General features: G+C 53.5%; 23 protein-coding genes and 2 tRNA genes. 15 read left to right on the top strand and 10 right to left on the bottom strand.

The features are described from left to right. The first annotated feature begins 72 nt into the window (after nucleotides 1-72). Genes ACZ44I_RS02215 through ACZ44I_RS02190 form a run of 6 tightly spaced genes read left to right on the top strand, consistent with a single transcriptional unit; the run spans nucleotide 73 to nucleotide 3,501 of the window. Nucleotides 73-552, top strand: coding sequence for an RDD family protein (locus ACZ44I_RS02215; protein ID WP_464549138.1), 480 nt, complete (start codon nucleotides 73-75; stop codon nucleotides 550-552). A gap of 30 nt (nucleotides 553-582) precedes the next feature. After that, nucleotides 583-1,566 (top strand): 7,8-didemethyl-8-hydroxy-5-deazariboflavin synthase CofG, encoded by a 984-nt coding sequence (gene cofG, locus ACZ44I_RS02210; RefSeq protein WP_464549140.1) that lies wholly within the window; start codon nucleotides 583-585, stop codon nucleotides 1,564-1,566. Next, the gene (gene purC, locus ACZ44I_RS02205; protein ID WP_464549141.1) at nucleotides 1,563-2,279 is read left to right on the top strand and encodes a phosphoribosylaminoimidazolesuccinocarboxamide synthase; all 717 of its coding nucleotides are present in this window, start codon (nucleotides 1,563-1,565) and stop codon (nucleotides 2,277-2,279) included. Before cofG ends, purC begins: the two co-directional genes overlap by 4 nt. Beyond that, nucleotides 2,276-2,518 carry a phosphoribosylformylglycinamidine synthase subunit PurS gene (gene purS / locus ACZ44I_RS02200; RefSeq protein ID WP_464549143.1) on the top strand — a complete coding sequence of 81 codons (243 nt, stop codon included), beginning with the start codon at nucleotides 2,276-2,278 and terminating at the stop codon, nucleotides 2,516-2,518. Before purC ends, purS begins: the two co-directional genes overlap by 4 nt. Continuing rightward, entirely contained in the window at nucleotides 2,518-3,213 is a 696-nt protein-coding gene (purQ, locus tag ACZ44I_RS02195) for a phosphoribosylformylglycinamidine synthase I (protein WP_464549145.1), read from the top strand. Before purS ends, purQ begins: the two co-directional genes overlap by 1 nt. 12 nt (nucleotides 3,214-3,225) lie before the next feature. Then, nucleotides 3,226-3,501, top strand: coding sequence for a ferredoxin-thioredoxin reductase catalytic domain-containing protein (locus ACZ44I_RS02190; RefSeq protein ID WP_300329969.1), 276 nt, complete (start codon nucleotides 3,226-3,228; stop codon nucleotides 3,499-3,501). 84 nt (nucleotides 3,502-3,585) lie between these two features. On the opposite strand, the gene ACZ44I_RS02185 is transcribed toward ACZ44I_RS02190, so the two are convergent. The 7 genes from ACZ44I_RS02185 to ppsA are packed head-to-tail and all read right to left on the bottom strand — an operon-like array spanning nucleotide 3,586 to nucleotide 11,887. Next, nucleotides 3,586-5,259, bottom strand: coding sequence for an ABC1 kinase family protein (locus tag ACZ44I_RS02185; RefSeq protein ID WP_464549147.1), 1,674 nt, complete (start codon nucleotides 5,257-5,259; stop codon nucleotides 3,586-3,588). A gap of 38 nt (nucleotides 5,260-5,297) precedes the next feature. Next, complete coding sequence (locus ACZ44I_RS02180; RefSeq protein WP_460374027.1) at nucleotides 5,298-6,449, bottom strand: MFS transporter; 1,152 nt, start codon at nucleotides 6,447-6,449, stop codon at nucleotides 5,298-5,300. Then, nucleotides 6,450-7,046 (bottom strand): METTL5 family protein, encoded by a 597-nt coding sequence (locus ACZ44I_RS02175; RefSeq protein WP_460374030.1) that lies wholly within the window; start codon nucleotides 7,044-7,046, stop codon nucleotides 6,450-6,452. After that, complete coding sequence (dph2, locus tag ACZ44I_RS02170; protein ID WP_464549149.1) at nucleotides 7,043-7,993, bottom strand: diphthamide biosynthesis enzyme Dph2; 951 nt, start codon at nucleotides 7,991-7,993, stop codon at nucleotides 7,043-7,045. The genes ACZ44I_RS02175 and dph2 overlap by 4 nt, the downstream gene beginning before the upstream one ends. Continuing rightward, the gene (gene hpt, locus ACZ44I_RS02165; protein WP_300330672.1) at nucleotides 7,971-8,522 is read right to left on the bottom strand and encodes a hypoxanthine/guanine phosphoribosyltransferase; all 552 of its coding nucleotides are present in this window, start codon (nucleotides 8,520-8,522) and stop codon (nucleotides 7,971-7,973) included. Before hpt ends, dph2 begins: the two co-directional genes overlap by 23 nt. Then, a complete protein-coding gene (mfnA, locus tag ACZ44I_RS02160; protein ID WP_300330669.1) occupies nucleotides 8,515-9,612 on the bottom strand; it encodes a tyrosine decarboxylase MfnA in 1,098 nt (365 codons plus the stop codon). The genes hpt and mfnA overlap by 8 nt, the downstream gene beginning before the upstream one ends. Next, nucleotides 9,590-11,887: a phosphoenolpyruvate synthase gene (ppsA, locus tag ACZ44I_RS02155; RefSeq protein WP_460374038.1), complete on the bottom strand. Its 2,298-nt coding sequence runs from the start codon at nucleotides 11,885-11,887 to the stop codon at nucleotides 9,590-9,592. The genes mfnA and ppsA overlap by 23 nt, the downstream gene beginning before the upstream one ends. Nucleotides 11,888-12,006: 119 nt before the next feature. On the opposite strand from ppsA, the gene serA reads away from it, so the two are divergent. Further along, on the top strand, nucleotides 12,007-13,593 hold the full coding sequence (gene serA / locus ACZ44I_RS02150; RefSeq protein WP_460374041.1) for a phosphoglycerate dehydrogenase: 1,587 nt from the start codon (nucleotides 12,007-12,009) through the stop codon (nucleotides 13,591-13,593). Nucleotides 13,594-13,703: 110 nt separating this feature from the next. Further along, nucleotides 13,704-13,777, top strand: a tRNA-Val gene (locus tag ACZ44I_RS02145). A 175-nt stretch (nucleotides 13,778-13,952) separates the two neighbouring features. Here the strand turns inward: ACZ44I_RS02145 and ACZ44I_RS02140 are convergent. Then, nucleotides 13,953-14,648 (bottom strand): FkbM family methyltransferase, encoded by a 696-nt coding sequence (locus tag ACZ44I_RS02140; RefSeq protein WP_464549152.1) that lies wholly within the window; start codon nucleotides 14,646-14,648, stop codon nucleotides 13,953-13,955. A gap of 357 nt (nucleotides 14,649-15,005) precedes the next feature. On the opposite strand from ACZ44I_RS02140, the gene ACZ44I_RS02135 reads away from it, so the two are divergent. The 4 genes from ACZ44I_RS02135 to ACZ44I_RS02120 all read left to right on the top strand — a co-directional run bounded on the left by ACZ44I_RS02135 (nucleotide 15,006) and on the right by ACZ44I_RS02120 (nucleotide 18,103). After that, nucleotides 15,006-15,608: a superoxide dismutase gene (locus ACZ44I_RS02135; RefSeq protein WP_464549154.1), complete on the top strand. Its 603-nt coding sequence runs from the start codon at nucleotides 15,006-15,008 to the stop codon at nucleotides 15,606-15,608. Between the two features lie 85 nt (nucleotides 15,609-15,693). Further along, nucleotides 15,694-16,179, top strand: a complete 486-nt coding sequence (locus tag ACZ44I_RS02130) for an FKBP-type peptidyl-prolyl cis-trans isomerase (protein ID WP_464549156.1) — start codon at nucleotides 15,694-15,696, stop codon at nucleotides 16,177-16,179. A gap of 106 nt (nucleotides 16,180-16,285) precedes the next feature. Continuing rightward, nucleotides 16,286-17,482: a CPBP family intramembrane glutamic endopeptidase gene (locus tag ACZ44I_RS02125; protein WP_464549158.1), complete on the top strand. Its 1,197-nt coding sequence runs from the start codon at nucleotides 16,286-16,288 to the stop codon at nucleotides 17,480-17,482. Nucleotides 17,483-17,566: 84 nt separating this feature from the next. Then, on the top strand, nucleotides 17,567-18,103 hold the full coding sequence (locus ACZ44I_RS02120; protein ID WP_464549160.1) for a hypothetical protein: 537 nt from the start codon (nucleotides 17,567-17,569) through the stop codon (nucleotides 18,101-18,103). A gap of 6 nt (nucleotides 18,104-18,109) precedes the next feature. Here ACZ44I_RS02120 and ACZ44I_RS02115 read toward each other — a convergent pair whose 3' ends face one another. After that, nucleotides 18,110-18,571 carry a hypothetical protein gene (locus tag ACZ44I_RS02115; RefSeq protein ID WP_300331238.1) on the bottom strand — a complete coding sequence of 154 codons (462 nt, stop codon included), beginning with the start codon at nucleotides 18,569-18,571 and terminating at the stop codon, nucleotides 18,110-18,112. Nucleotides 18,572-18,634: 63 nt separating this feature from the next. Beyond that, a tRNA-Ile gene (locus ACZ44I_RS02110) sits at nucleotides 18,635-18,708 on the bottom strand. Between the two features lie 172 nt (nucleotides 18,709-18,880). Here ACZ44I_RS02110 and iorA point away from each other — a divergent pair. From iorA to ACZ44I_RS02095, 3 genes are all read left to right on the top strand, one after another. Then, a complete protein-coding gene (gene iorA, locus ACZ44I_RS02105; RefSeq protein ID WP_464549162.1) occupies nucleotides 18,881-20,650 on the top strand; it encodes an indolepyruvate ferredoxin oxidoreductase subunit alpha in 1,770 nt (589 codons plus the stop codon). Continuing rightward, the gene (locus tag ACZ44I_RS02100; RefSeq protein ID WP_464549164.1) at nucleotides 20,647-21,228 is read left to right on the top strand and encodes an indolepyruvate oxidoreductase subunit beta; all 582 of its coding nucleotides are present in this window, start codon (nucleotides 20,647-20,649) and stop codon (nucleotides 21,226-21,228) included. Before iorA ends, ACZ44I_RS02100 begins: the two co-directional genes overlap by 4 nt. 104 nt (nucleotides 21,229-21,332) lie before the next feature. Further along, nucleotides 21,333-21,569 (top strand): ChaB family protein, encoded by a 237-nt coding sequence (locus tag ACZ44I_RS02095; protein ID WP_460374083.1) that lies wholly within the window; start codon nucleotides 21,333-21,335, stop codon nucleotides 21,567-21,569. Nucleotides 21,570-21,591: the final 22 nt, after the last annotated feature.

Below are 21,591 nucleotides of genomic sequence, written 5' to 3'. Positions count from 1 at the left end.
TGGGGATGCGGACTGACCTCCCCACCCGCCATCAGGGAAACATTTGATGCCACCCAAAACAGATCAGGTATCATGGTTGAGATACGCATTGCCAGCTGGGAGAGCAGGCTTTTTGCATGGATCATCGATATCATCCTCATATACGCCCTGGTCGCAGTCATAGAATCAACAATATCCACCCTTACCGGGTGGAGTCCTCAGGTTTTTGCACTTGCCCTGCCTGTTCTTGCCGGCTTATCTGTCCCGTTTGCATCCAACACCGTGCTATTGTTCCTGTACTGGACGATCATGGAAGGGACAAACGGCCAGTCTGTCGGGAAGATGGTCTTGAACCTCAGGCTCACCGATCGAGCCGGTGACGCAGCGGGCATTCCAAAAGCAGCACTTTCAGCATTTGGAAAGGCATTCCTCCTCCCCCTCGACTGCCTGATCGGGTGGTTTGCAATGGAGAAGACCGGCCTTAGGCTCTTCAACCGCCTCTCGGATACAATCGTGATCAGATGCGATTACACGCCGCCGGACGGTGTCACCTATATCCATGAAGACGACTGATTCAAGTGGTTTTAGGAGAAAGAGAATCACATGCAGGGGAGAACAATCACCTACTCAAAGAACGTCTTCCTTCCGCTGACATCAGTCTGCCATAACCGCTGCGGCTACTGTTCTTTCAGAAAGCCTGTTGGAGACGGCTGCCTTATGGCTCCGGAAGAGGTCCGTGAGATACTCCGTCTGGGTGCTGAGGCAGGCTGTACCGAGGCGCTCTTCACCTTCGGCGAGCGGCCGGGCGAGGAGGAAGGATTCGAACGCTACCTGAGCGAGATTGGCTATGGCGACATCCTTGACTACTGCTTTGACCTCTGCAGGGAGGCAATCGCTCTTGGCCTCCTTCCCCACACAAACGCAGGCATCATGACCGCTGACGAGCTTGCCCGCTTCAGGACGGTGAATGCAAGCATGGGACTGATGCTTGAGACTACAGCAAGAATACCTGCGCATGCCAATTCACCGGGAAAAGATCCTGATGTGAGAATCCGGATGCTCGAAGATGCGGGACGGCTGAAGATCCCCTTCACAACAGGGCTTCTGGTTGGGATCGGAGAGACATCAGCAGATCGAAGAGAATCTCTTGGAACAATAGCTTCAATTCACCGGAGTTATGGCCATATCCAGGAAGTGATCATCCAGAACTTCTGCCCAAAACCCGGCACCCCGATGGGCGAAGACGGAACTGTCACAAAGGAAGAGTTTGCAGAGACAATCCGGATGGCGCGCGCGATCCTTCCAGAGGATGTGAGTGTTCAGATACCACCAAACCTTGCGGATGCCCGGTATTTCCTGAAATGCGGAGTAAATGACCTCGGCGGCGTCTCCCCGGTGACTGTCGACTACATCAACCCGGAACATCCGTGGCCGGAGATCGAGCGGCTCAAGGAGATTGCAGCCGGATATACGCTCCGGGAGCGGCTCTGCATCTATCCCCGGTACATCAAAAGAGGGTGGTTCGATCCGGCACTCGCACCACTTATCATGCAGCTTGACAAACAGGTACAGGAGTATCACCTATGACCCAGGGCGACATTCTCTACAGTGGAAAGGCTAAGACCATCTTCCTCTCTGAAAAGCCAGACGAATTGATCGTTTCATTTCGTGACGATATCACGGCATTTGACGGCGGCAAGAAGGATCAGCTGGAAGGCAAGGGCGCCTCGAACGCCGGTGTTTCGGCATTCATCTTCGGGCTCCTTGAAGAAGCCGGAGTTAAAACTCATTTCATCCGGATGGAAGATCCAATAACGATGCGGGTCCGGAAACTCACGATGATCCCGCTTGAGGTGATCGTCAGGAACCGTGCCGCCGGATCAATTGTCAGGAACTATCCCTTCACCGAGGGGCAGTACTTTAACCCGCCTGTCGTCGTCACCGACTATAAGGATGATACGCGGCATGATCCGATGATTAATGACGATATCATCGTTGCACTGGGCCTCCTCACCCATGAGGAGATTGCCGCTGTGAAGGCATCCGCCCTGAAGGTGAATGAGGTAATGAGGGCATTCTTTGATGGAATCGGCCTTGATCTCGTTGATTTCAAGATCGAGTACGGCAGGTATGGCGATACCATCCTGCTCGGCGATGAGATCAGCATGGATTCGATGAGGCTCTGGGAGAAAGGCACAATGAAGTCCATGGACAAGGATGTCTACAGGTTTGAGAAAGGGGATGTCATGGAGGCATACCGTGCCGTATCGGCCAGGATAACCGGGAGTAAGGGGCTATGAAATTCGAGGTTGTCATTACAATCAGCTTAAAGGAAGGGATGTTGAACCCCGAGGCAGAGGCCATCCAGCGTGCAATTGCGCACCTTGGATTTGGAGTAGACCACCTCCGGAAGAGAGACCAGTACAGGATCACCCTTGATGCCGTTGATAAGCAGGAGGCCCAAAAGATTGCCGGATCCATCTGTGAACGGCTCCTTGCAAACCCGGTGATCCACACATACGAGATTGAGGTCATCTGATGCGGGCGGCGGTCATCCAGTTCGGGGGGAGCAACTGTGACCGTGACGTCGTGCATGTGATCGAAGAGGTCTGTGGTGCCGACGCCGATCTGGTCTGGTATAAGGATGGGTTGAATAGAGCTTACGACGCCATAGTCCTCCCGGGAGGTTTCAGTTATGGCGACTATCTCCGAGCAGGTGCAATCGCTGCCCGGACACCGATCATGGCCGATATCATCAGGGCAGCTGAAAAAGGATGCCTCGTCCTTGGGATCTGCAACGGAGCGCAGATCGCAGCTGAAAGCGGCCTGATCCCCGGCGTCTTCACCATCAATGCCTATCCGAAGTTCCTCTGCAAGCCGGCATATCTCAGGGTTGAGAATACCACCTCCCCCTTCACCCGGCTCTATTCCGAGGGCGAGGTTGTGAGGTTCCCGATTGCCCACAAGGAAGGCCGCTACATCATCCCGGCAGGGGAACTGAAACGGCTTGAGAAGGAGAAGAGAATCGCATTCCGGTTCTGCGACGAGGCCGGAAACGTCACCATATCTGCAAACCCAAATGGCGCAACCGGCAATATCACCGGCGTCCTCTCGGAGAAGGAGAATGTCCTTGTCATGATGCCGCATCCCGAGCGGGCAGCTGAAGAGATCCTGGGATCAGCTGACGGGAAGAAGATCTTCGATTCGATGATTGCTTATGTGGAAGAGTCCTAGGAGATCGTAAGCATGGATGAACTTGAGGCTGCCCGGCTGATCCGGGACTGGGTAAAACGATATGCGGCAGAGAATAATCTGAAACTCAATTCCGATCCCAAACAGCTTGACGCGGTCATCAGGGGGCTTGCCCGCAGGATGGTCAGGAATGGCGAGCGGTACTGCCCATGCAGGGTTATGAGCGGGGATCCCGATGTGGATAAACAGATCATCTGCCCCTGCATCTACCATAAGGATGAGATTGAGAGGGACGGGCACTGCCACTGCAATCTCTTCTTCAGGGAATGATATCAGGCATTCCCTCTACCACTTTTATTTTATTTCTGAGAAGATGCCTGCCCGGGAGCGGTGCAATCCCCTTAACCCTTTTGATCATCTCAGCCTGAGATCTTCGCGGCGTGATACGCGGAACGCATGGATAATCGCATAGATCCCCACAATCACCGCAGCACCGTATCCGAGCAGGGCAATAATCTCGCCATAGGGGATCGTTGACCCGGAGGCAAGGAGCAGGAGAGATGATCCGATCACAACCGACGAGACGATCAGCCCCACCATGATCCGATCAGTTGAGCGATCCATCGTCTCCTGAAGCCGCCGGATATCATGTGCAACCACATCGATCCGGATCTTCCCCTCACTCACCTTCTTCAGGGCTGAGGAGACCTGATCCGGGATCCGGAGAAGTGTCCGAAACGAACCAATCCCGGTTGAAACCTCTTTTTTGAGAGTATCATAGGAGAAATACTGCTCTTTTACAAGTATCTCAAGGTACGGACGGACCCGGTCGGTAAAACAGAACGAAGGATCAAGCGCAAGCGCAATCTCACTCACCATCCCGATCACTTTCAGGAGCCGCATCAGCTCTCCGGGAACCTGGAGCTGGTACTTTCTCAGGATCTCAGAGAGTTCGATCGCCATCTTCGAGAAATCATACTGCTGAACCTCATAATCTGCGTAGTCGAGCAGGAGAACATACAGATCATCACGGAAGAGCTCTCTGTATTCATCTGAAACTATCACGCCGAGATCGGCAAATGCAGAGATACAGGCTTCTACATCAGTATTCACAATCCCGGAGAGAAGCCTGATGAATGTCTCCCGCCGCTCCGGCCTGAGCACCATGCAGATCCCAAAATCAAGGAATGCGAGATCGCCATTCTCCATGACAAGCAGGTTGCCGGGGTGGGGATCGCCATGGAAGAAACCATCAATCATGATCTGTTTGATATATGCAGCAAAGCCGCGTTCTGCAATGACCACCGGATCATGACCCATATCCCTGATGGACTCAACATCATCGATCCGGACACCCTCGATATAATCCATCGTCAGTACCCGTCGTGAACTGGCATTCCAGTGGATAAGGGGAACCCTTATGCCCTCTAATTCAGCCATATTTCTCCGGATGCGTTCGGCATTCTTTCCATCACGGGTGAAATCCAGCTCTTTTCGGATCTGGCCTGCAAATTCACGGACGAGGCCGGTCGGATTAAACAGACGATAATCCGGCGATACCACCTCAATCCGCTCAGCGAGCGAGGAGAGGATGAGGAGATCGGTCTCGATAACCTCGTCGATCTTCGGACGCTGGATCTTCACCGCAACCTGTGTTCCATCGGCCAGCACTCCCCGGTGCACCTGTGAGAGCGAGGCGGCGGCAACCGGGTATTGTGCAAGGTTGAGAAAGATCTCCCTCCAGCCAGGAAGAGACTCATCAAGGAGAGGTTCAATCTCAGGAAACAAAAGGGGGGGCACCTGATCCTGGAGCTTACTGAGTTCATCAATCAGATCGGGAGGGAAGAGTTCACGCCGGGTGCTCATGATCTGGCCAAATTTTATGAATGTCGGGCCAAGCTCCTCAAATACGATGCGGATCCGCTCATAGACCGATATTGAAGGCGAATCCTCTCCCGCCCTGAATTTAAAGCCACGTCCGGGTAGACCGGGAAAGAGTTCATCGACAACGATCCCAAACCCGTGCTTCACCAGAATATCGGCAATCTGGGCATACCGTTTCATCCCCGCAAGCATAGCAATCAGCATTGGATTGCTCTCCTGCATAAAAGGTGTTGTGGAGGGGATCAGTCAGTGGCAACCGGAGATCTGGGAAGAGCCAGGGAGAGGAGGGCAGCCAGGATCAATGGAACCGCAAGGGCAAAGAGTGCCGTGTAGAGATCTGTGATATCGGCTGCAATTCCTATAACTGCCACACCAAGCCCGCCTGCTCCGATTGAAAATCCGAGGAGGAGACCGGATGCCAGGCCGACTCTTCCGGGAAGATACTCCTGTGCCATCGTCACCGTCACCGAGAAGGTCGACCAGGTCAGGTAGCCGATGACGAGCATCAGGAGGAGCGCCACCCATCCGGTTGTGGTGAAGAAGAGAATATACGGGACGATACAGGCAAAGAGTCCGATGATCGTCACCTCCTTCTTTCCGTACCTGTCAGAGAGGAAACCCCCGGTCACCTGGCCGACAACCCCGGCAAGGAGCATCAGCGTGAGCATCGTGTTTGCAAAGACGATCGATACCCCGGATGTGACGATCAGGTATGCGGGGAAGAATGCAACAGACGACATGATCACCCATGACCGGAGAGCGGCGATGGTGACGATCAGGCTGACCGGCCCAAGAGGGATCTTCGTCTGCGTGACCGGGACGGTTCTGGCTATCTTCTCCTGTTCAGTTCCTCTTGTCAGGTAATAGAGGAACGCAGCTGTCAGAAGGCCGGGGATTGCGATCAGGGTGAGCGCAGTCATCCCTCCAAACCCGATAAGGATACCGACGATTACAGGCCCTATCGCAAAACCGAGGTTTCCGCCGGTGACAAAGATCGAGGTGAGATAACCCCGGTTTCTGTCTGTTGTTTCACCATGCACCCGGAGGAGGGCGGAAGGGTGGAAGAGGGCATGGGAGATCCCGGCGGCTGCTGCAAAGATGATGAGGAGATAGTAGTCCTGTACTACCCCATAGAGACCGATACAGATTGAGCTCGTCAGGATACAGAGCCAGATCGGAGCCGACCACCCGCTCCGGTCAGAGAGCCAGCCGACGACCGGCTGGAAGAGTGATGAGGTGATCTGGAAGACACTGACGAGAAGGCCCGCAAGGAAGTATCCTATTCCCGGATAGAGGATCAACAGAGGAATAAGCGCCGGAATCACCGGACTGTAGAGATCGATGACAATATGGCCGAAGGTATACCCGGCAATGGGACGGGGGATTTTTATCATTTATATGCGCCTCAGACAGACAATTTCGACCGGGATCTCGAGGAGATCCCGGGAATGGAAGGAGAACATTCTTTTTATTGGAAACAACGCTGATACCGCGCCGACGATCTCGGCCCTGCCCCTGATATACGAAGCGAGAAACGGCATCGTGCCCGCATTAAAGATTCCATAGGTGACAGGTGCGATCCTGAGAGCAGCATCGATGAACGGCCTGTCCGCATGCTCGCTTTGTGCACCAAACGGCGGGTTCATCACCACGGTATCAAAGGATTCTCTCATAGATCTGATGTCATCTGCGATAAACCTGCAGTCTGCTGAGAGTTTCTCTGCATTCTCACGGGCAGCGGCAACGAGGCGGGCATCCCCTTCCACGCCAACCACCTCGTCCGCACCGAGGAGTGCCGCACCGATCGAGAGGATGCCGGTTCCTGATCCAAGATCACAGACAGAACACCCCTCGATATCTCCTGCAAGATACGCATCAAAGAGGAGCCGTGCCGCAAGTGGGGCAGGAGTCATGTACTGCTCCTGTGCCGGATCGGGATTTGGGATGCCGGCAACCCGTTCCAGTTTGATCTCGAGTGTTCTGAGTTTCATGACCGGATCTCATCTATTTCGTAGTCATCCCACTCCCGCCTGCCACAGAGGATCTCAAATTCAGGTGGCGAAAGGACCGGAACCGGGAAACGGACCTGATCATCGAGTCCGAGGCGGGGGCAGGCAGTATTGACATAACAGGGGAAACCGAGATTTTGGAGCTGATCGGCTGTCACCTCGCGGAGGAGGACGATCTCCGCACGTGGGTGTAGCGAGAGGAGCTCTTCTGCCAGTTTCATCCGGTTCTGCCCGCATTTCTGCGAGACGATGATCCCAAAACGGTCAGCTGATCGAGCTTTTTCGATAACTGCAAACCGTCTTCTGAGGGGGCGATCGGTCTCGACAACACCTGCTTCTCCGGTATAAGGGTCAAGGGATATGACAGGGACTCTGCCTGCAATCCCTGATCCGATCGCATGGAAGACGCCTGTTCCAAGATAGAGGAGGCAGTCTGCTGCCGTCTCCCGTGCTGCCGTATAGGTGCAGCCGAGGACCTGCCCCGGAAGCGGAGTCCGTGGTGAGGCTGGTGCAATCACCGGGATGAACCCATGCTTTTTGAGTTCTTCTGCTAGCAGGGGAAGCGAGTTTGCATGTTGTGCGGTTGAGATGAGACCGATTTTCTTCCCTGTCAGCAGGGGAAGCACGGAGTCAAGGGGGGGGATCTGTTCAGGCTGGAGGATCGGCTCGACAAGCACCCGTGGATGATCCAGAAGTGGCGTATGCCCGAAATGGATCAGGATATCGGCATACTCAAGTGCATCAAGGGCGAGATCGCATGCCCCGTAACAGGGATCCCCTGAGATGATCACCGAATATCCCTCTGCCCGGAGGGCTTCGGCAAGGACGGGGAGCTCCCTCTTCAGGCCTTCAGGGGCCTGGAGGGCGATTTTCCTGACAGAAAGGGATCGTACCCGTTCAATGATATCAGTAATAGGAATCAAGGACATGTACGCCGTCTTTGTCAACGTCAATGGTGACCAGGGATTTGTATGGCCGCCCGATATCCGGGTTGCCTCGGTTGATCACAAAACAGAGATCAGCCACTTCGGCACCTGTTGATTCAATTGCTGGAAGAAGTGCCCGTATCGTGCCGCCGGTGCTGATCACATCGTCGATGAATGCGATCCGGTCGCCTTCAAAGACACTGTTCAAATAGAGCGTTCCTTTCGAGTACCCGGTCGTCTGGCCGATCACCACCTCGCCGGGGAGCTTGTATTCACGTTTCCTGACGATGGTGTAGGGGATATCGGTCATCAGGGAGAGGACGGTTCCGATATGGATACCCATCGCCTCGCTGACGACGAGCTTATTGACATTTTTCAGATCAAGCGCCTTGAAGAGGGCACATGCCACATCCCTGAGCAGATTTGGTTCAACGAGCGGAACACCATCGGTTATCGGGTGAATAAAATAGCTGTACTCACCCCGCTGTACGATCGGACAGGTTTCCAGAGATCTCTTGAGTACTTCAAGCATGAGATTCACCAATTGTTTCTAAAAATGATTCCACAACATCCCGTGTCACATGGGGCATCAGCACCGTGCGCATATGGCCCCATCGTGTCCGGGATACCCGCCAGCCAGCAGGCGTGAGGGGGCAGTCAAAGGTGGCGACATTCACATCCGGTGTAACGGCACGCAGATACCCATATGCCTCCATCCCTTCGATGAGGCGGCGGGTATTCTCCATGCACCCCTTCACGAGTGCAGAGAGCCCTTCACGGCCAAGATACCGGAGGACAGCATACGCACTTGCCACAGGCGCACCGGGGCGGGTTCCCGCCAGCGTGCATTCCTTCTTCACCGTCAGGTACGGGGTATCGACATTCAGGCATCCAAACGCCTCCGGGTTCCGGAGGAGGAGTGCGCCACAGGGGATGGTGCTCATACCCATCTTATGCGGATCAACCGAGATGCTCGAGACCGATGGAACCAGGAAGTCCCATGGTGCAAGACCTGAGAGGAAGGGTGCAACGAGGCCCCCGAATGCGGCATCAACATGGAAGAAGATCCCGTTCTCGGCTGCCACCGATCCGATCTCTTTGACCGGATCGATCATCCCGTATTCGGTGGTCCCGACGACCGAGACGATTGCGACCGTATTGGTATCAACTGCTTCATTGACGGAGACGGGATCCATCCTGTAGTTGCTGTCAAGCGGAACCGAACGCATCTCAAGCCCGAGCATATCACATGCCTTATCAAAGGAGAAGTGTGCTGATGCAGGGATGATGACATTGGGTTTTTCAACAGGTTTCTGTTTCTTTGCAATCCTGAGTGCCTGGATATTCGACTCGGTTCCACCTGACGTGGCATATCCGCCTGCGCCGCTATGGTGGAGGAGATCGCCAAGCATCCTGATCAGTTCATCCTCAAGCCCCATTGTTCCGGGGAAGAGACCCGGATCTCCAAGGTTCGTCTCGATGAACTGCATATGTGCACGGATTGCAACCGGGTGGGGTTGTGTACACATTGATGAGAGAATCCGGCCGTACTTCAGGTCCTCTTCCCTGACAGAAGAGAGATAAGAGAAGAGTTCCTCCTCAGAAGAACCGTTCTCCTTCATTTCCACCCTTCGAGAACGCCATATCAAGAACCATCCGCTTTTCGGTCCGGGCTGCTGCCTCACGGATCGCCTGTACTGCATCGATATTCGCAGAGACGCTGCGGATTCCATGTTCGACAAGCCAGGCAACCATCTTCGGATCAGATCCTGCCTGCCCGCAGATGGAGCATTCAACACCTGCCGCACGGCACCGGCGTATTGCGTAGTCGATCAGCCGGAGGACTGCCGGGTGCGTCGGTTCGTACATTGACGCAACATGTTCGTTGTTCCGGTCAACCGCAAGGGTGTACTGGACGAGATCATTTGTTCCAAATGAGGCGAATTTGATACCGGCCTGGATGAACTCATCGATCATGATGGCTGATGAGGGAACCTCAACCATGATACCGAGGGTAACAGATTCCACAGGAACGCCCCATCCACGGAGGAGTTCTTTTGCCTGGATAAACTCCCGCGGGTGGTTGACAAGCGGGAACATCAGGCCAAGGTTCTCGTACCCGGACTTCCAGAGCCGCTTGAATGCCTCGATCTGGAGCCTGAACTGTTCTGGCGCTCCGAGATCGCGGCGGATTCCGCGCCATCCGAGCATCGGGTTGTGCTCGATCGGCTCATCCTCTCCGCCTTCCATATTGCGGAACTCATCAGTCGGTGCATCCAGTGTCCTGACCCAGACGGGTTTTCCGGGGAATGCATCGAGGATGGTCTTGATACCATCATAGAGTTCTGCGATAAATTCCTCTTCCTTATTATTGGCAATGAACCACTGGGGAGTCCGGTTTAAGCCCAGGATCAGGTGTTCGATCCTGAGGAGCCCGACACCATCTGCGCCGGTGGCAGCTGCCCGCTGTGCCGCCTCGGGGAGCGAGACATTCACCTTGACAAGTGTTGCCGTGACGATTGGGGCTGATCCTGCCTGCACAACAGTGGGAGTATCCTCATGGGCTTTCTGAACCTCACCCTCATAGACGATCCCCTTGTCACCGTCGATGGTGACGATCTGGCCGTCTTTGAGTGTTGAAGTGGCCTTCTTTGTCCCGACAACAGCGGGCGTTCCCAGTTCGCGGGAGACGATTGCCGCATGGCAGGTCATTCCGCCTTCATCGGTGATGATCCCCTTCACCCGCCGCATGGCAGGCACCATATCAGGGTTCGTCATCTTTGCAACGAGAATATCGCCTTCCTTCACCGATCCCGAATCCTTCACGCTCTGAATGATGGCAACCCTGCCGGTTGCAATACCGGGGGATGCACCCTGCCCCTCAATGAGGATCTTCCCTGAACCTGTGGAGGCATCAGCCTTCTTCTGCGAGGATGAAGCGGGTTTGATCGTGGTGATCGGGCGTGACTGAAGGATATAGACATCATCACCAACAATGCCCCATTCAATATCCTGCGGGGTGCCATAGTGATCCTCGGAGAGTTTGCCGAGGGCGGCGAGACGTCCTATCTCCTTTTCAGAGAGGACACGGGCATTCTTCCTCTTCTCAGAGATGGGAACTTCCTTTGTGCCTTTCCTGCCGTCAGGTATGATCTCGGTCTCCTTGCTGGCGATGATCGTATCAACGACCTTCTGCTTTGACTGGTCAAAGACATAATTGTCAGGTGATACAGAGCCGGATACTACCGCCTCCCCAAGCCCCCATGATCCTTCGATGATGGTGAGAGATTCACCGGTGACCGGATGGGAGGTGAAGAGCACACCAGCCTTCTCAGAGAAGATAAGCTGCTGAATCACAACTGCAATATTGACGCTTCTGTCATCAAAGCCCTGCTTGGAACGGTAGTATACTGCCCGTGCCCCATACAGCGATGCCCAGCATTTCTGGACCGCTTCGATCACATCATCTTCACCGAGGATGTTCAGGAACGTCTCCTGCTGCCCGGCAAAGCTTGCATCTGGAAGATCTTCTGCGGTTGCACTTGACCTGACTGCAACAACAGAACCCTCACCCATACGTGCATACGCAGATTTGATGTCTGCGATCATATGATCGGGAATCGGAACTGACATGATGAGGTCCTGGGCCTTTGCCGCAGCAGACTCCAGTGCGCTGTTATCATCCACATCAAGTCCCTCAAGGATCGAATAGAGCGATTCTTCAAGCCCGGTCTCTACAAGAAAACGGCGGAAAGCCTGGGCTGTCACGACATAAGCCTTGGGTACCGGCAGGCCGATTGAGGACATCTCGCCAAGGGATGCCCCCTTGCCACCAACCGATGGCAGATCGTTCTTTCTTATCTCCTCTAGCCAGAGAATGTTCGGCGCGTCCTTCATAGCATCTCAGGTATGAATCGACCCGAAGATACATAAAAGAGGGTGAAGGTGTTCACCTGGAATCCCGGTAAGAACAACCATCATTACCTCTGGGTTATATAATCGTACTCGGGTTTCACATGAGTTATAACGTCCTTGTCAGTGATCCGCTGGCTGAAGAGGGTATAGAAATACTGAAAAATTTCTGTAACGTCGATGAAAAGATCGGGCTCTCCGAGGACGAGCTGGTCGGCATAATCGGCAACTATGACGCACTCGTCGTCAGATCAGGAACCGAGGTCACCGCACGGGTCATCGAAGCAGCAACAAAGATGAAGTATATCGGCCGGGCCGGTGCCGGGGTCGACAATATCGATACGGATGCCGCAACCCGGAAAGGTATCATCGTCGCAAATGCTCCTGAAGGAAACACCCTCGCCGCAACAGAGCACACAATGGCGATGATGCTCTCGCTTGCCCGGAGGATTCCATCTGCAAACGCCTCTCTCAAGAAAGGTGAGTGGAAGCGGTCGAAGTTCATGGGTGTCGAGATGAACGAGAAGACGCTCGGTGTCGTCGGCTTCGGCCGTATCGGGCGGGAAGTGGCACAGCGTGCCCAGTCCTTCAATATGCGGGTGGTTGCCTACGATCCCTTCATCACGCCTGAGCGCGGTGCGCAGTTTGGTGTCGAGATGATGAGTGTCGAGGATCTCTTCAAGGTCGCCGATGTGATCACTGTTCATACGCCGCTCATCAAGGAGACGAAGCACCTGGTGAATGCTGCCTCGATTGCAACGATGAAAGACGGGGTCCGGATCATCAACTGTGCGCGAGGAGGTATCATTGATGAGAAAGCGCTTGCCGATGCAGTTGCTAGCGGGAAGGTTGCCGGTGCGGCACTTGATGTCTTTGAGGAGGAGCCTCCGACCGAATCTCCGCTCCTTGGGCTTGACAATGTCGTTGTCACCCCGCATCTCGGGGCAAGCACTGTCGAGGCGCAGAAGAATGTCGCCATCTCGATTGCACACCAGTGCATCGATGTGTTAAAAGGCGGGGCCGCGAAGTATGTCGTGAATGCGCCGATGATCCCAACAGAGCTCCAGGAGACTATCGAGCCGTATGCCCGGCTTGCCGAGAAGATGGGGCGGCTTGTCTCGCAGATTGTCAGCGGCGCAATAACAAAGGTTGAGGTGACCTATGCAGGCGATCTCATCGAGATGCGGCAGAACCTCAAGTTTGTGACCCGGATGGCGATCAAAGGCATCCTTGACCCGGTTCTCCAGCGGCCGGTCAATATCGTGAATGCCGAGTTCGTTGCACGGGAGCGGGGGATCGCCGTTGCCGAGACGATGACCGAGGAGTCTCACGGATTTAAGAACCTAATCAGCATCACTGTCCGGACAAAAGACGGCGAAGAGACGATCAGCGGATCGGTCTTTGGGAAGAAGCGGGTGCGGATCGTTGAGATCGGCTCGTTCACGATGGATCTCGTTCCCGAGGGCTCAGTCGTCATCTCCCGCCATGTCGATCGCCCCGGCGTCATCGGGCCTGCCGCAACGGTCCTTGGCAAACAATCAATCAATATTGCCGGGATGCAGGTCGGCCGGGTGAGTGCCGGAGAAGAGGCGCTCATGGTGCTGAATGTGGACTCGGATGTTCCCGAGAATGTCATGGACGAGCTGAGGGCGGTCCCCGGCATCATCTCGGCAACATTTGCAACGCTCTGAGGACGGAACCGTAAACAGGGAAGAGAGCTCTAGTGGATCATACATATCACTGGAGCAAAAACCAATTCTTTTATACTGCAAAAGCCAATATCGTAAGGTCGCAAGGCATTGGGCTCGTGGTCTAGCTGGTTATGACGTCGCCTTGACATGGCGGAGGTCCTGAGTTCGAATCTCAGCGGGCCCATCTTCTTTTCGGGATTTGAGGTCTTAATACTGCTATTTTCTTTTTAGAATAATTATTAGACTGTACGCACATACGTACACATTCACCATAAAGGCACTATCTCAGAGAAAAGATGCCCTCTTCAAATGGAACAACCGGTTGCTCCACACGGAATCCCCAATTATGAAAAAAGTAATTATCCCCTGACCGCCGCCACAACAGCCGGTGACCGTGCCCCACCCTTCAGGTAGATGACGCCGCACTTCTTTGAGCGGGTGAGGAGCTTTTGTAGATCGTCGTCATCGATCTCGATCCCATCGTGGCCGCTTCTGTAGACAATCCGGTATCCAAGCTCCACAAGCCGGTCAGTGACCCATTCAGGCTCTTCTGCAAAGAGGAAGGGATGGATCTCGACGATGATCGCACGGGGGCGGATTGCCATCGATCTGAGTATCTCCACTTCTGATCCTTCGCAATCAAGTTCAAGAATATCGCAGTCCGGGATCTCATCCGGTGAAACATGATCTGCATTCGCAAAATCCCCGCCATAGACATCGATATGCGGGCCGACGACCGCGTGGTGGATGGTACAGATCCCGCTGATGCCTTCCCGTGCACAGAGCGTGGTGAGCCGGCCGGCGGCCCGGTCTCCCCCTTCGTAGACCTGCACTGAGCCGGATCTCCCCACCTTCTTTGCCGCAGTGACCGCTGTTACACCGTCTCCTCCACCGATGATAACAACCCGGTCACCGGTTTGTGTGAGCCGGTGATGGGCGTCGGCTATCCCCTTTTCAGAGAGGCCGTTTGCGGAGACATACCGGCAGGCACCGAAGAAGAGATCGACAAAATCATTATACTTGTAGATTGTGTGTGCGTACCGTAACAGACTCATACCGGAGTTCTCCTGACAGTCCGGTTGCGCCATCCAGCCTGATTCCTGTCCGGGGCGCACCGGCAACAGTTGTGGCTTTTATATACACCGTACAGACGTATCACATTTCCGCTTTCGAGCGTGATCGCATACCCCGGACAGAATATTCCGATGGGGGAGGCCTGCCCTTAAGCTTGCCCTCAATTATGCGAATGTTGCGCAGACAGAGATTGGGGGTGCCTTCTCATCCGTTACCTTCAAGTGCATGAAAGAGGGAAGAGAGGATAACGGAGAGGGAGAGACAGAATTGCCCGCTCCGGATATCTGCACCCAGAAGGTGCATCTCCATACCAGGAGAAATACAGGAGGAAGAACAGAATGGAAGGAGAAGCAAAGTACACATTACCGGACCTGCCCTATGCAGCAGATGCACTTGAGCCGTATATCTCAAAGGAACAGCTCACCATACACCATGACAAGCACCACATGGCATATGTGAACGGCGCCAATGCCAACCTTGCCGCACTGGATGAAGGGAGGAAGAAGGGAACAGACCCCAACATGAAACCGGTCCTAAAAGATCTCTCATGGAACTTCGGGGGCCACTATCTCCACTCGCTCTTCTGGGCAAACCTGGCTCCCGCCGGAAAAGGCGGCGGAGGGGAGCCGACAGGGGCGGCAGCTGAAAAGATCAAAACCGGCTTTGGCAGCTTTGCACGGTTCAAGGCAGAATTCACCCAGGCAGCAGCCAGTGTCGAAGGATCAGGATGGGCAGCCCTCATCGAATGCCCGCTCACAAAAACGCTCCAGATCATGCAGGTTGAGAAGCACAACACCAATGTCTTCCCGGCATGCAAGGTGCTGATGGTGCTTGATCTCTTTGAGCATGCCTACTATATCGATTACAAAAATGATCGCGGGGCATTCATCGGTGCCTTCTGGAATATCGTGAACTGGGACGAGGTAAACCGAAGGCTCTGATTGTTCGGAACAACTACCGGATAGGTGGATGGAAAGGCATTGTACCATTCACCCTTTTATGGACGGGGCGCCAACGATCTTTCTGATGAACGGAAAGACCAGATTTTTCATATGCCTGCTTGGTCTGCTGGCAGCATTCCTGCTCATCGCAGGCTGCACGGGAGCGGGACCAACAGCAGGTGACGGCGATACCGTAAAGGTTCACTATACAGGCACCCTCTCCAACGGAACCACCTTCGACAGCTCTGCCGGAGGAGAGCCTTTTGAGTTTACTCTTGGAACCGGGCAGGTCATAACCGGCTTTAATAATGCTGTTTTGGGAATGGCTGTTGGTGAAGAGAAGACCGTGACAATCCCGGTCGAAGAGGCATATGGGTATTATGACGAGGATCTGATCCTGGTTGTTCCAAGGGAGATGGTGCCCGACGAGATCGCAGTTGTCGGTACATCCCTCTATCAGCCAAGGGGAACAATCATCCATGTTGACGATGAGGTCGTTATGATCGATCAGAACCACCGCCTTGTAGGAGAGGAACTGACGTTTACCATCACCCTCGTTGAGATCCTCTGAGCCACAATACTCACTTTTTTTCTCATCCAATTTCAAACAAAAACAGAAAATAATCAACCAGAGAGTTTTTTGAGAGAGAACTACCCATCCGAACCTTCAGGTAAAGGTGTATGACAATGAGGGGATCAGAACTTTTATAAAGGTAAACTCATACCAGAGAATACGATCTCATAGGAGTATAACTATGAATTCACCACTTTCTGAACAGGGAAGGATAAGGAGAATCCATAAAGAACTTATCACATTCATAGGCATCACTTTTTTTCTCACATATGCCTACAATCTCTGGCTTATCCTTGCATTTGGGACAATCAATAATGTTCCACCCTACAGCACCCTCGTCCAGATGATGATACCTGCATTGGTGGCAATATTCTGTATCTGTATCTTCCGGGATCAAACCCTTTCGCCATCTGTAAAGCTGTTTTTTGCACTCGTCTTTATCAATGCCGCAGTATTTCTCTGGGAGATGGGCATATCACCGATCTTAGCGGTTACACTCTTTGAACTGCCGATCTACCGGTTCATGCCCACCCTCTCCATTATTGTTTCATCCATCAGCGTCCTGATTCTGATTGCAATGAACCTCGTACAAAAGAGTCGGGAGGAGCTCTACCCCGCCGGACTATCCTTCGGACACGGCCCGAAATGGTACGGCATCATTCCCGTCCTCTTCGGGATGCTCTTTTTTGCAGTCTATTTCCTGAATCATATCTCCAATTCCGGGGATCCCATTTTGGAATTCAGCCTCGAGGCGTTTACCACAGCCCTTTGTATTAATTTATTCATCGGTTTTCTGGTAGGATGGCAGTTCTACTTCGGTGAAGAGTATGGATGGAGAATCTACTTGCAGGATCGACTATTTACTATCCTCGGAGGATTGAAGGGAGTGATAGTGATCGGGATAATCTGGGGCCTATGGCACAGCGGCCTGATCCTGATGGGGATGAACTATCCTGGCCAGCCAATACTCGGTAATAGTATAATGATTCTCTTCGCAATCGTGATGGGAGTTTTCTATTCCATTGCAGTCCTGAAAACAGGGAGTGTCTGGATTGCAGTCATACTGCACCTGATCACGGATACCATGGAGCCACTTGCATGGCTGTATCTCTCGTATCCGTCAGATATGATAAACTCGTTTGGAACGGGAATATACGGAGTTGCCATTCTCGGCATCATAGCGATCTTCCTCCTTCTCAGGCTCGACATCTGGGAAAAAGCCAGTACTCTTGTAGCTAAAAGGCTGTCTGGGCAAAATTATGAGCACAAACACGCTCACACGGGAGCAAAGGACGTTTAGAAGCTTCAGTTGATCCGGGAATCAGAAGAACCATATCAGACGGAGTCTATCAATAGTACACGAAAGTTACAGGAGGCATAAACCATGGATACCATAATCGAGGAAGGCTTTACCCGTCTCACCGAGACGATAGCGGAGCTTGGAGAGAGAAGAGGGGCACTGGAAACAGAGATACTCTCAGATCTCTCAGGACTTCTTGAGAAGATGGCAACCCTCGCAACCCCGCTTGTCGGAACGCTTGGAAACCAGTTCCTTGAGAGGAGCAAGCAGGACAGCAAGGGTGAGCTCTATGACACCGTCCATTATGAGAAGAAGATGATCGTCATCGGCCGTGCAGAAGAGCCGGTACACTACCGGCCCGATGATCCGAAGAAGTCGGTGCAGAAACAGTTCTGCCTCCTCACCGAGGATGGGGTCCTTGCAGAACTCATGTATTCTGATGACGGGTTCATCATCGACAGCTACCTAAACCCGCTTACACCCGGAGAAGCAATCGATCTCTATGGGCCTGAGCTGCTCTTCATGCTCTACCGGGCACTCCACGACTATGGAAACCTGCAGGAAGAGCTGGTTGTGGCACTTGACACAACACTCGCCTTCATCCAGCAAAAAGAAGAATAATTTCCCTTATTTTTTCCATCCAAAGATCGGGAACATCGGTTTGAGGGGATCATATGCTGCTCCGTCAACACTTGAGATCGGATATGAGTTCTCAATAACCGAGTCGCTCTCCACAGGTGAATACCTGACAACCACCTTCGCCTGCTGAATCATCTTTTCGAGCGTGAAGATCTCCTCTTCATCAGGCTGGATCTCTTTGAAATCAAATTCGATATCAAGCGGAACAAGTGCGACATGGATCTTTCTGGCGGGTGCGGTCCCGATATTTCGAACGATTATTGACTTTGCATCTTCAGACAGCGAGCAGACAACATGAGGCAGGTATGCCGCATCCTGCATGATCCAGAGCATCATATACACGACGCCAACAACAACTGCAACACCAAGAGCGAGGAAGATATCAATGAATGCAGACGCAATACAGGCGATCGCACCGATGATGATGAGTAGAGATTGCCGCGAATCCATAGAGACATTCTATGCTCAGAGAATATAAGCAATAGCAATTCGATCGAACAAGAAAAAGAAAAGTGGGCCCGATGCGATTCGAACGCATGACCTCTCGGTTATCAGCCGAGCGCACCACCGGGCTATGCTACGGGCCCAGATGTTACCTTAATACATTCTCAGTTACTGCATTTATAGATTGTCAATTTCCTTCTGCCGGGCTTCGGAAGATCACACCCCCCGGGATTGAGGTTCCGGTACATTTCCGAACGTTTTGTTATTTATGGTGAGAGGACGACACATGTACCATTAAGCGAGCCGGAGGAAGACATGGAACGAAAATATCTCCTCGGAAACCTTGCAATCGCACACGCATGCAGGGAAGCGGGCGTTGATTTTGTCAGCGGTTATCCGGGAACACCATCATCTGAAGTCATTGAAAGCCTGAGAACGGTAGCAGATGAGATCCCCCACCTGGAATGGTCGGTAAATGAGAAGGTCGCATTCGAGAATGCCCTTGGAGCTGCCTGGTGCGGGTGCCGCGCCCTTGTGACGATGAAGCATGTCGGCGTCAATGTTGCAGCTGATCCCCTGATGACGAGCAGCTACACAGGCGTCACCGGCGGCTTTGTGCTGCTGGCAGCAGACGATCCCTTTGCCCACAGCTCACAGAACGAACAGGATTCGCGGATCTATGCAGGATTTGCAAAGATTCCCTGTATCGACCCCTCGGGCATACAGGAGGCGCATGACGGGATGAAGCGGGCATTTGGCCTCTCCGAAGAGTTCGGCCTTCCCGTGATGGTCCGCCCCACCACCCGGATCTGCCACAGCAAGGGCGATATCGCACTCGGTGAGCTGGCAACCGAACACCGTGTCGGAACATTCACCAAAAATCCAAGGCAGTATGTCGTTATCCCCGCACACACCCGGATCCTGCACAGGCTTTTGAATGAGAAACAGCCCGGCATAAAGAAGCGGCTCATCGAAGAGGGCTTCAATACACAGATCATCCGGGGCAAAAAAGCAGTGATCGCCGGCGGGATCAGTGCCGCCTATGCCCGTGAAGTCGTCCCGGATGATGTCTCAATCGCCACAATCGGGGCATATCCGATTGATGAGGAGTGGCTGAAGGCATTCGTCTCCGCTCATACCGAGATCCTGGTGATTGAGGAGATGATGCCTGTTATTGAAGGAGCTGTCCTCGAAGTTGCCTGCGGCCAGGCGATCTATGGCAAGAAGAACGGCTATCTCCCCTATGAGGGCGAATTCTCCCCGGCAGTCATCGCAGGTGCGCTGAAGAAGGCCGGATTTATCAGCGGCGAGCTCTATCCTGCTGTCACCCCGGCAGAGAACCTCCCGGTAAGGCCCCCGATCCTCTGTGCAGGCTGTATGCACCGATCCACCTTCTATTCGATGAAGAAGGTCTTCAAAGACGGGATCTTTCCAAGCGATATCGGGTGCTATACGCTCGGCCTCCAGCTCGGCGCAGTCGATACCACCATCTGCATGGGCGCATCCATCACCGTTGCAAGCGGGATCAATCTCTGTGGAGAGGAGCGCGATGTGGTCTGCACCATCGGTGACTCGACCTTCCTCCATACAGGCGTAAACGGGCTCATCAACGCAGTCTATAATGGTGCGGATATGGTCGTGGTCATCCTGGACAACCGGATCACCGCGATGACCGGACACCAGCCAAACCCGAATACCGGAAAGACTGCATGCGGCGTGGACAGCCCCCCGCTCTCACTTGAAGCACTCTGCCGCTCCTGCGGCGTATCATTTGTCGAAACGGTCGATCCCTATGATCTCACGCTCCTGCTCGATACGATGAAGAAGGCAAAAGAGGAGAAGGGCGTCCGGGTGATCATCGCCCGCCAGCCCTGCATCATCGTTGCCAAACGCGAAGGGATGAAACGCCGCCGCTTCATGGTGGAGACCGAGACCTGCACCGGCTGCCAGCTCTGCGTCAAATACGGATGCCCGGCAATCGAGTTCCATGATGAGAAGGCATCCATAAACGACCTCTGCAGCGGATGTGCGGTCTGTGCCGACATCTGTCCTGCGGGTGCGATCCGGCGGGAGGTGAAGAGATGAAGACGGGTTTTGATATCATGATCGTCGGCATCGGCGGCCAGGGAACGATCCTCGCCTCAAACGTACTCGGGGAGGCATGCCTTGTCGAGGGACGGAGCGTTCGGGGAGCAGAGACGCATGGCATGGCCCAGAGAGGCGGCTCGGTCGAGAGCCAGATCCGGATCGACTGCGGGTTCGGCCCGCTCATCGTACCGGGAACAGCAGATCTTCTGATCGCCTTTGATCTTCTGGAAGCGGTCAGGTACCGGCATTTCCTGAAAGAGGGTGGAGAGATGATCGTGAACAACCAGCTCGTCCTCCCGACATCCACCTTCACCTCAGGGCAGGCACCACCCACAGAGGACGACATCATCGGCATGCTGAAGGGATGGAAGGTATCAATTGTTGACGCAACCGCGATTGCAACCGCGGCAGGAAGCCCACTGGCTGCAAATATCGCACTCCTCGGTGCAGCATCCCACAACATCCCCCTCGGCCTTGAATCGCTCCTTGAAGGGGTCAGGCGGTGTGTTCCGAAGAAGACGATCCCGATCAATGAGAAGGCATTCCTGGATGGCAGGGCAGAAGTAGCTCCCTGAAAACCCTTTTTTTTACAGAAATAATAGCATTCAAGCGCTCTTTTCACCGAAATATTTATCAACCCATTCTTTCCTAACGGGGATGACGGAGGAGTTGATCGATAATGCCATACAAAAACATTGATGAGTTACCAGATTCTGTAAAAGATAATCTCCCCAATCATGCTCAGGAGATATATATGGCGGCTTTTAACAACGCATGGGACGAATATCGCGACCCTGAGAAAAGGCGGAATGATGCATCCCGTGAAGAAACTGCGCATCGGGTTGCCTGGGCTGCTGTAAAGAACAAATATGAGAAAGACGAAGAAACAGGTAACTGGAAGAAAAAGAGCGATTGAAAACCCATTTTTAAAAAATAAA

This window comes from Methanocalculus pumilus, from assembly GCF_055382585.1.
This window is presented reverse-complemented; position numbering and strand designations above follow the sequence as displayed.

Bases quoted from the DNA above. Each gene is read 5' to 3' on its own strand.
- ACZ44I_RS02215 (WP_464549138.1), top strand. From the start codon at position 73: ATGGTTGAGATACGCATTGCCAGCTGGGAGAGCAGGCTTTTTGCATGG.
- cofG (WP_464549140.1), top strand. From the start codon at position 583: ATGCAGGGGAGAACAATCACCTACTCAAAGAACGTCTTCCTTCCGCTG.
- purC (WP_464549141.1), top strand. From the start codon at position 1,563: ATGACCCAGGGCGACATTCTCTACAGTGGAAAGGCTAAGACCATCTTC.
- purS (WP_464549143.1), top strand. From the start codon at position 2,276: ATGAAATTCGAGGTTGTCATTACAATCAGCTTAAAGGAAGGGATGTTG.
- purQ (WP_464549145.1), top strand. From the start codon at position 2,518: ATGCGGGCGGCGGTCATCCAGTTCGGGGGGAGCAACTGTGACCGTGAC.
- ACZ44I_RS02190 (WP_300329969.1), top strand. From the start codon at position 3,226: ATGGATGAACTTGAGGCTGCCCGGCTGATCCGGGACTGGGTAAAACGA.
- ACZ44I_RS02185 (WP_464549147.1), bottom strand. From the start codon at position 5,259: ATGCTGATTGCTATGCTTGCGGGGATGAAACGGTATGCCCAGATTGCC.
- ACZ44I_RS02180 (WP_460374027.1), bottom strand. From the start codon at position 6,449: ATGATAAAAATCCCCCGTCCCATTGCCGGGTATACCTTCGGCCATATT.
- ACZ44I_RS02175 (WP_460374030.1), bottom strand. From the start codon at position 7,046: ATGAAACTCAGAACACTCGAGATCAAACTGGAACGGGTTGCCGGCATC.
- dph2 (WP_464549149.1), bottom strand. From the start codon at position 7,993: ATGTCCTTGATTCCTATTACTGATATCATTGAACGGGTACGATCCCTT.
- hpt (WP_300330672.1), bottom strand. From the start codon at position 8,522: ATGCTTGAAGTACTCAAGAGATCTCTGGAAACCTGTCCGATCGTACAG.
- mfnA (WP_300330669.1), bottom strand. From the start codon at position 9,612: ATGAAGGAGAACGGTTCTTCTGAGGAGGAACTCTTCTCTTATCTCTCT.
- ppsA (WP_460374038.1), bottom strand. From the start codon at position 11,887: ATGAAGGACGCGCCGAACATTCTCTGGCTAGAGGAGATAAGAAAGAAC.
- serA (WP_460374041.1), top strand. From the start codon at position 12,007: ATGAGTTATAACGTCCTTGTCAGTGATCCGCTGGCTGAAGAGGGTATA.
- ACZ44I_RS02140 (WP_464549152.1), bottom strand. From the start codon at position 14,648: ATGAGTCTGTTACGGTACGCACACACAATCTACAAGTATAATGATTTT.
- ACZ44I_RS02135 (WP_464549154.1), top strand. From the start codon at position 15,006: ATGGAAGGAGAAGCAAAGTACACATTACCGGACCTGCCCTATGCAGCA.
- ACZ44I_RS02130 (WP_464549156.1), top strand. From the start codon at position 15,694: ATGAACGGAAAGACCAGATTTTTCATATGCCTGCTTGGTCTGCTGGCA.
- ACZ44I_RS02120 (WP_464549160.1), top strand. From the start codon at position 17,567: ATGGATACCATAATCGAGGAAGGCTTTACCCGTCTCACCGAGACGATA.
- ACZ44I_RS02115 (WP_300331238.1), bottom strand. From the start codon at position 18,571: ATGGATTCGCGGCAATCTCTACTCATCATCATCGGTGCGATCGCCTGT.
- iorA (WP_464549162.1), top strand. From the start codon at position 18,881: ATGGAACGAAAATATCTCCTCGGAAACCTTGCAATCGCACACGCATGC.
- ACZ44I_RS02100 (WP_464549164.1), top strand. From the start codon at position 20,647: ATGAAGACGGGTTTTGATATCATGATCGTCGGCATCGGCGGCCAGGGA.
- ACZ44I_RS02095 (WP_460374083.1), top strand. From the start codon at position 21,333: ATGCCATACAAAAACATTGATGAGTTACCAGATTCTGTAAAAGATAAT.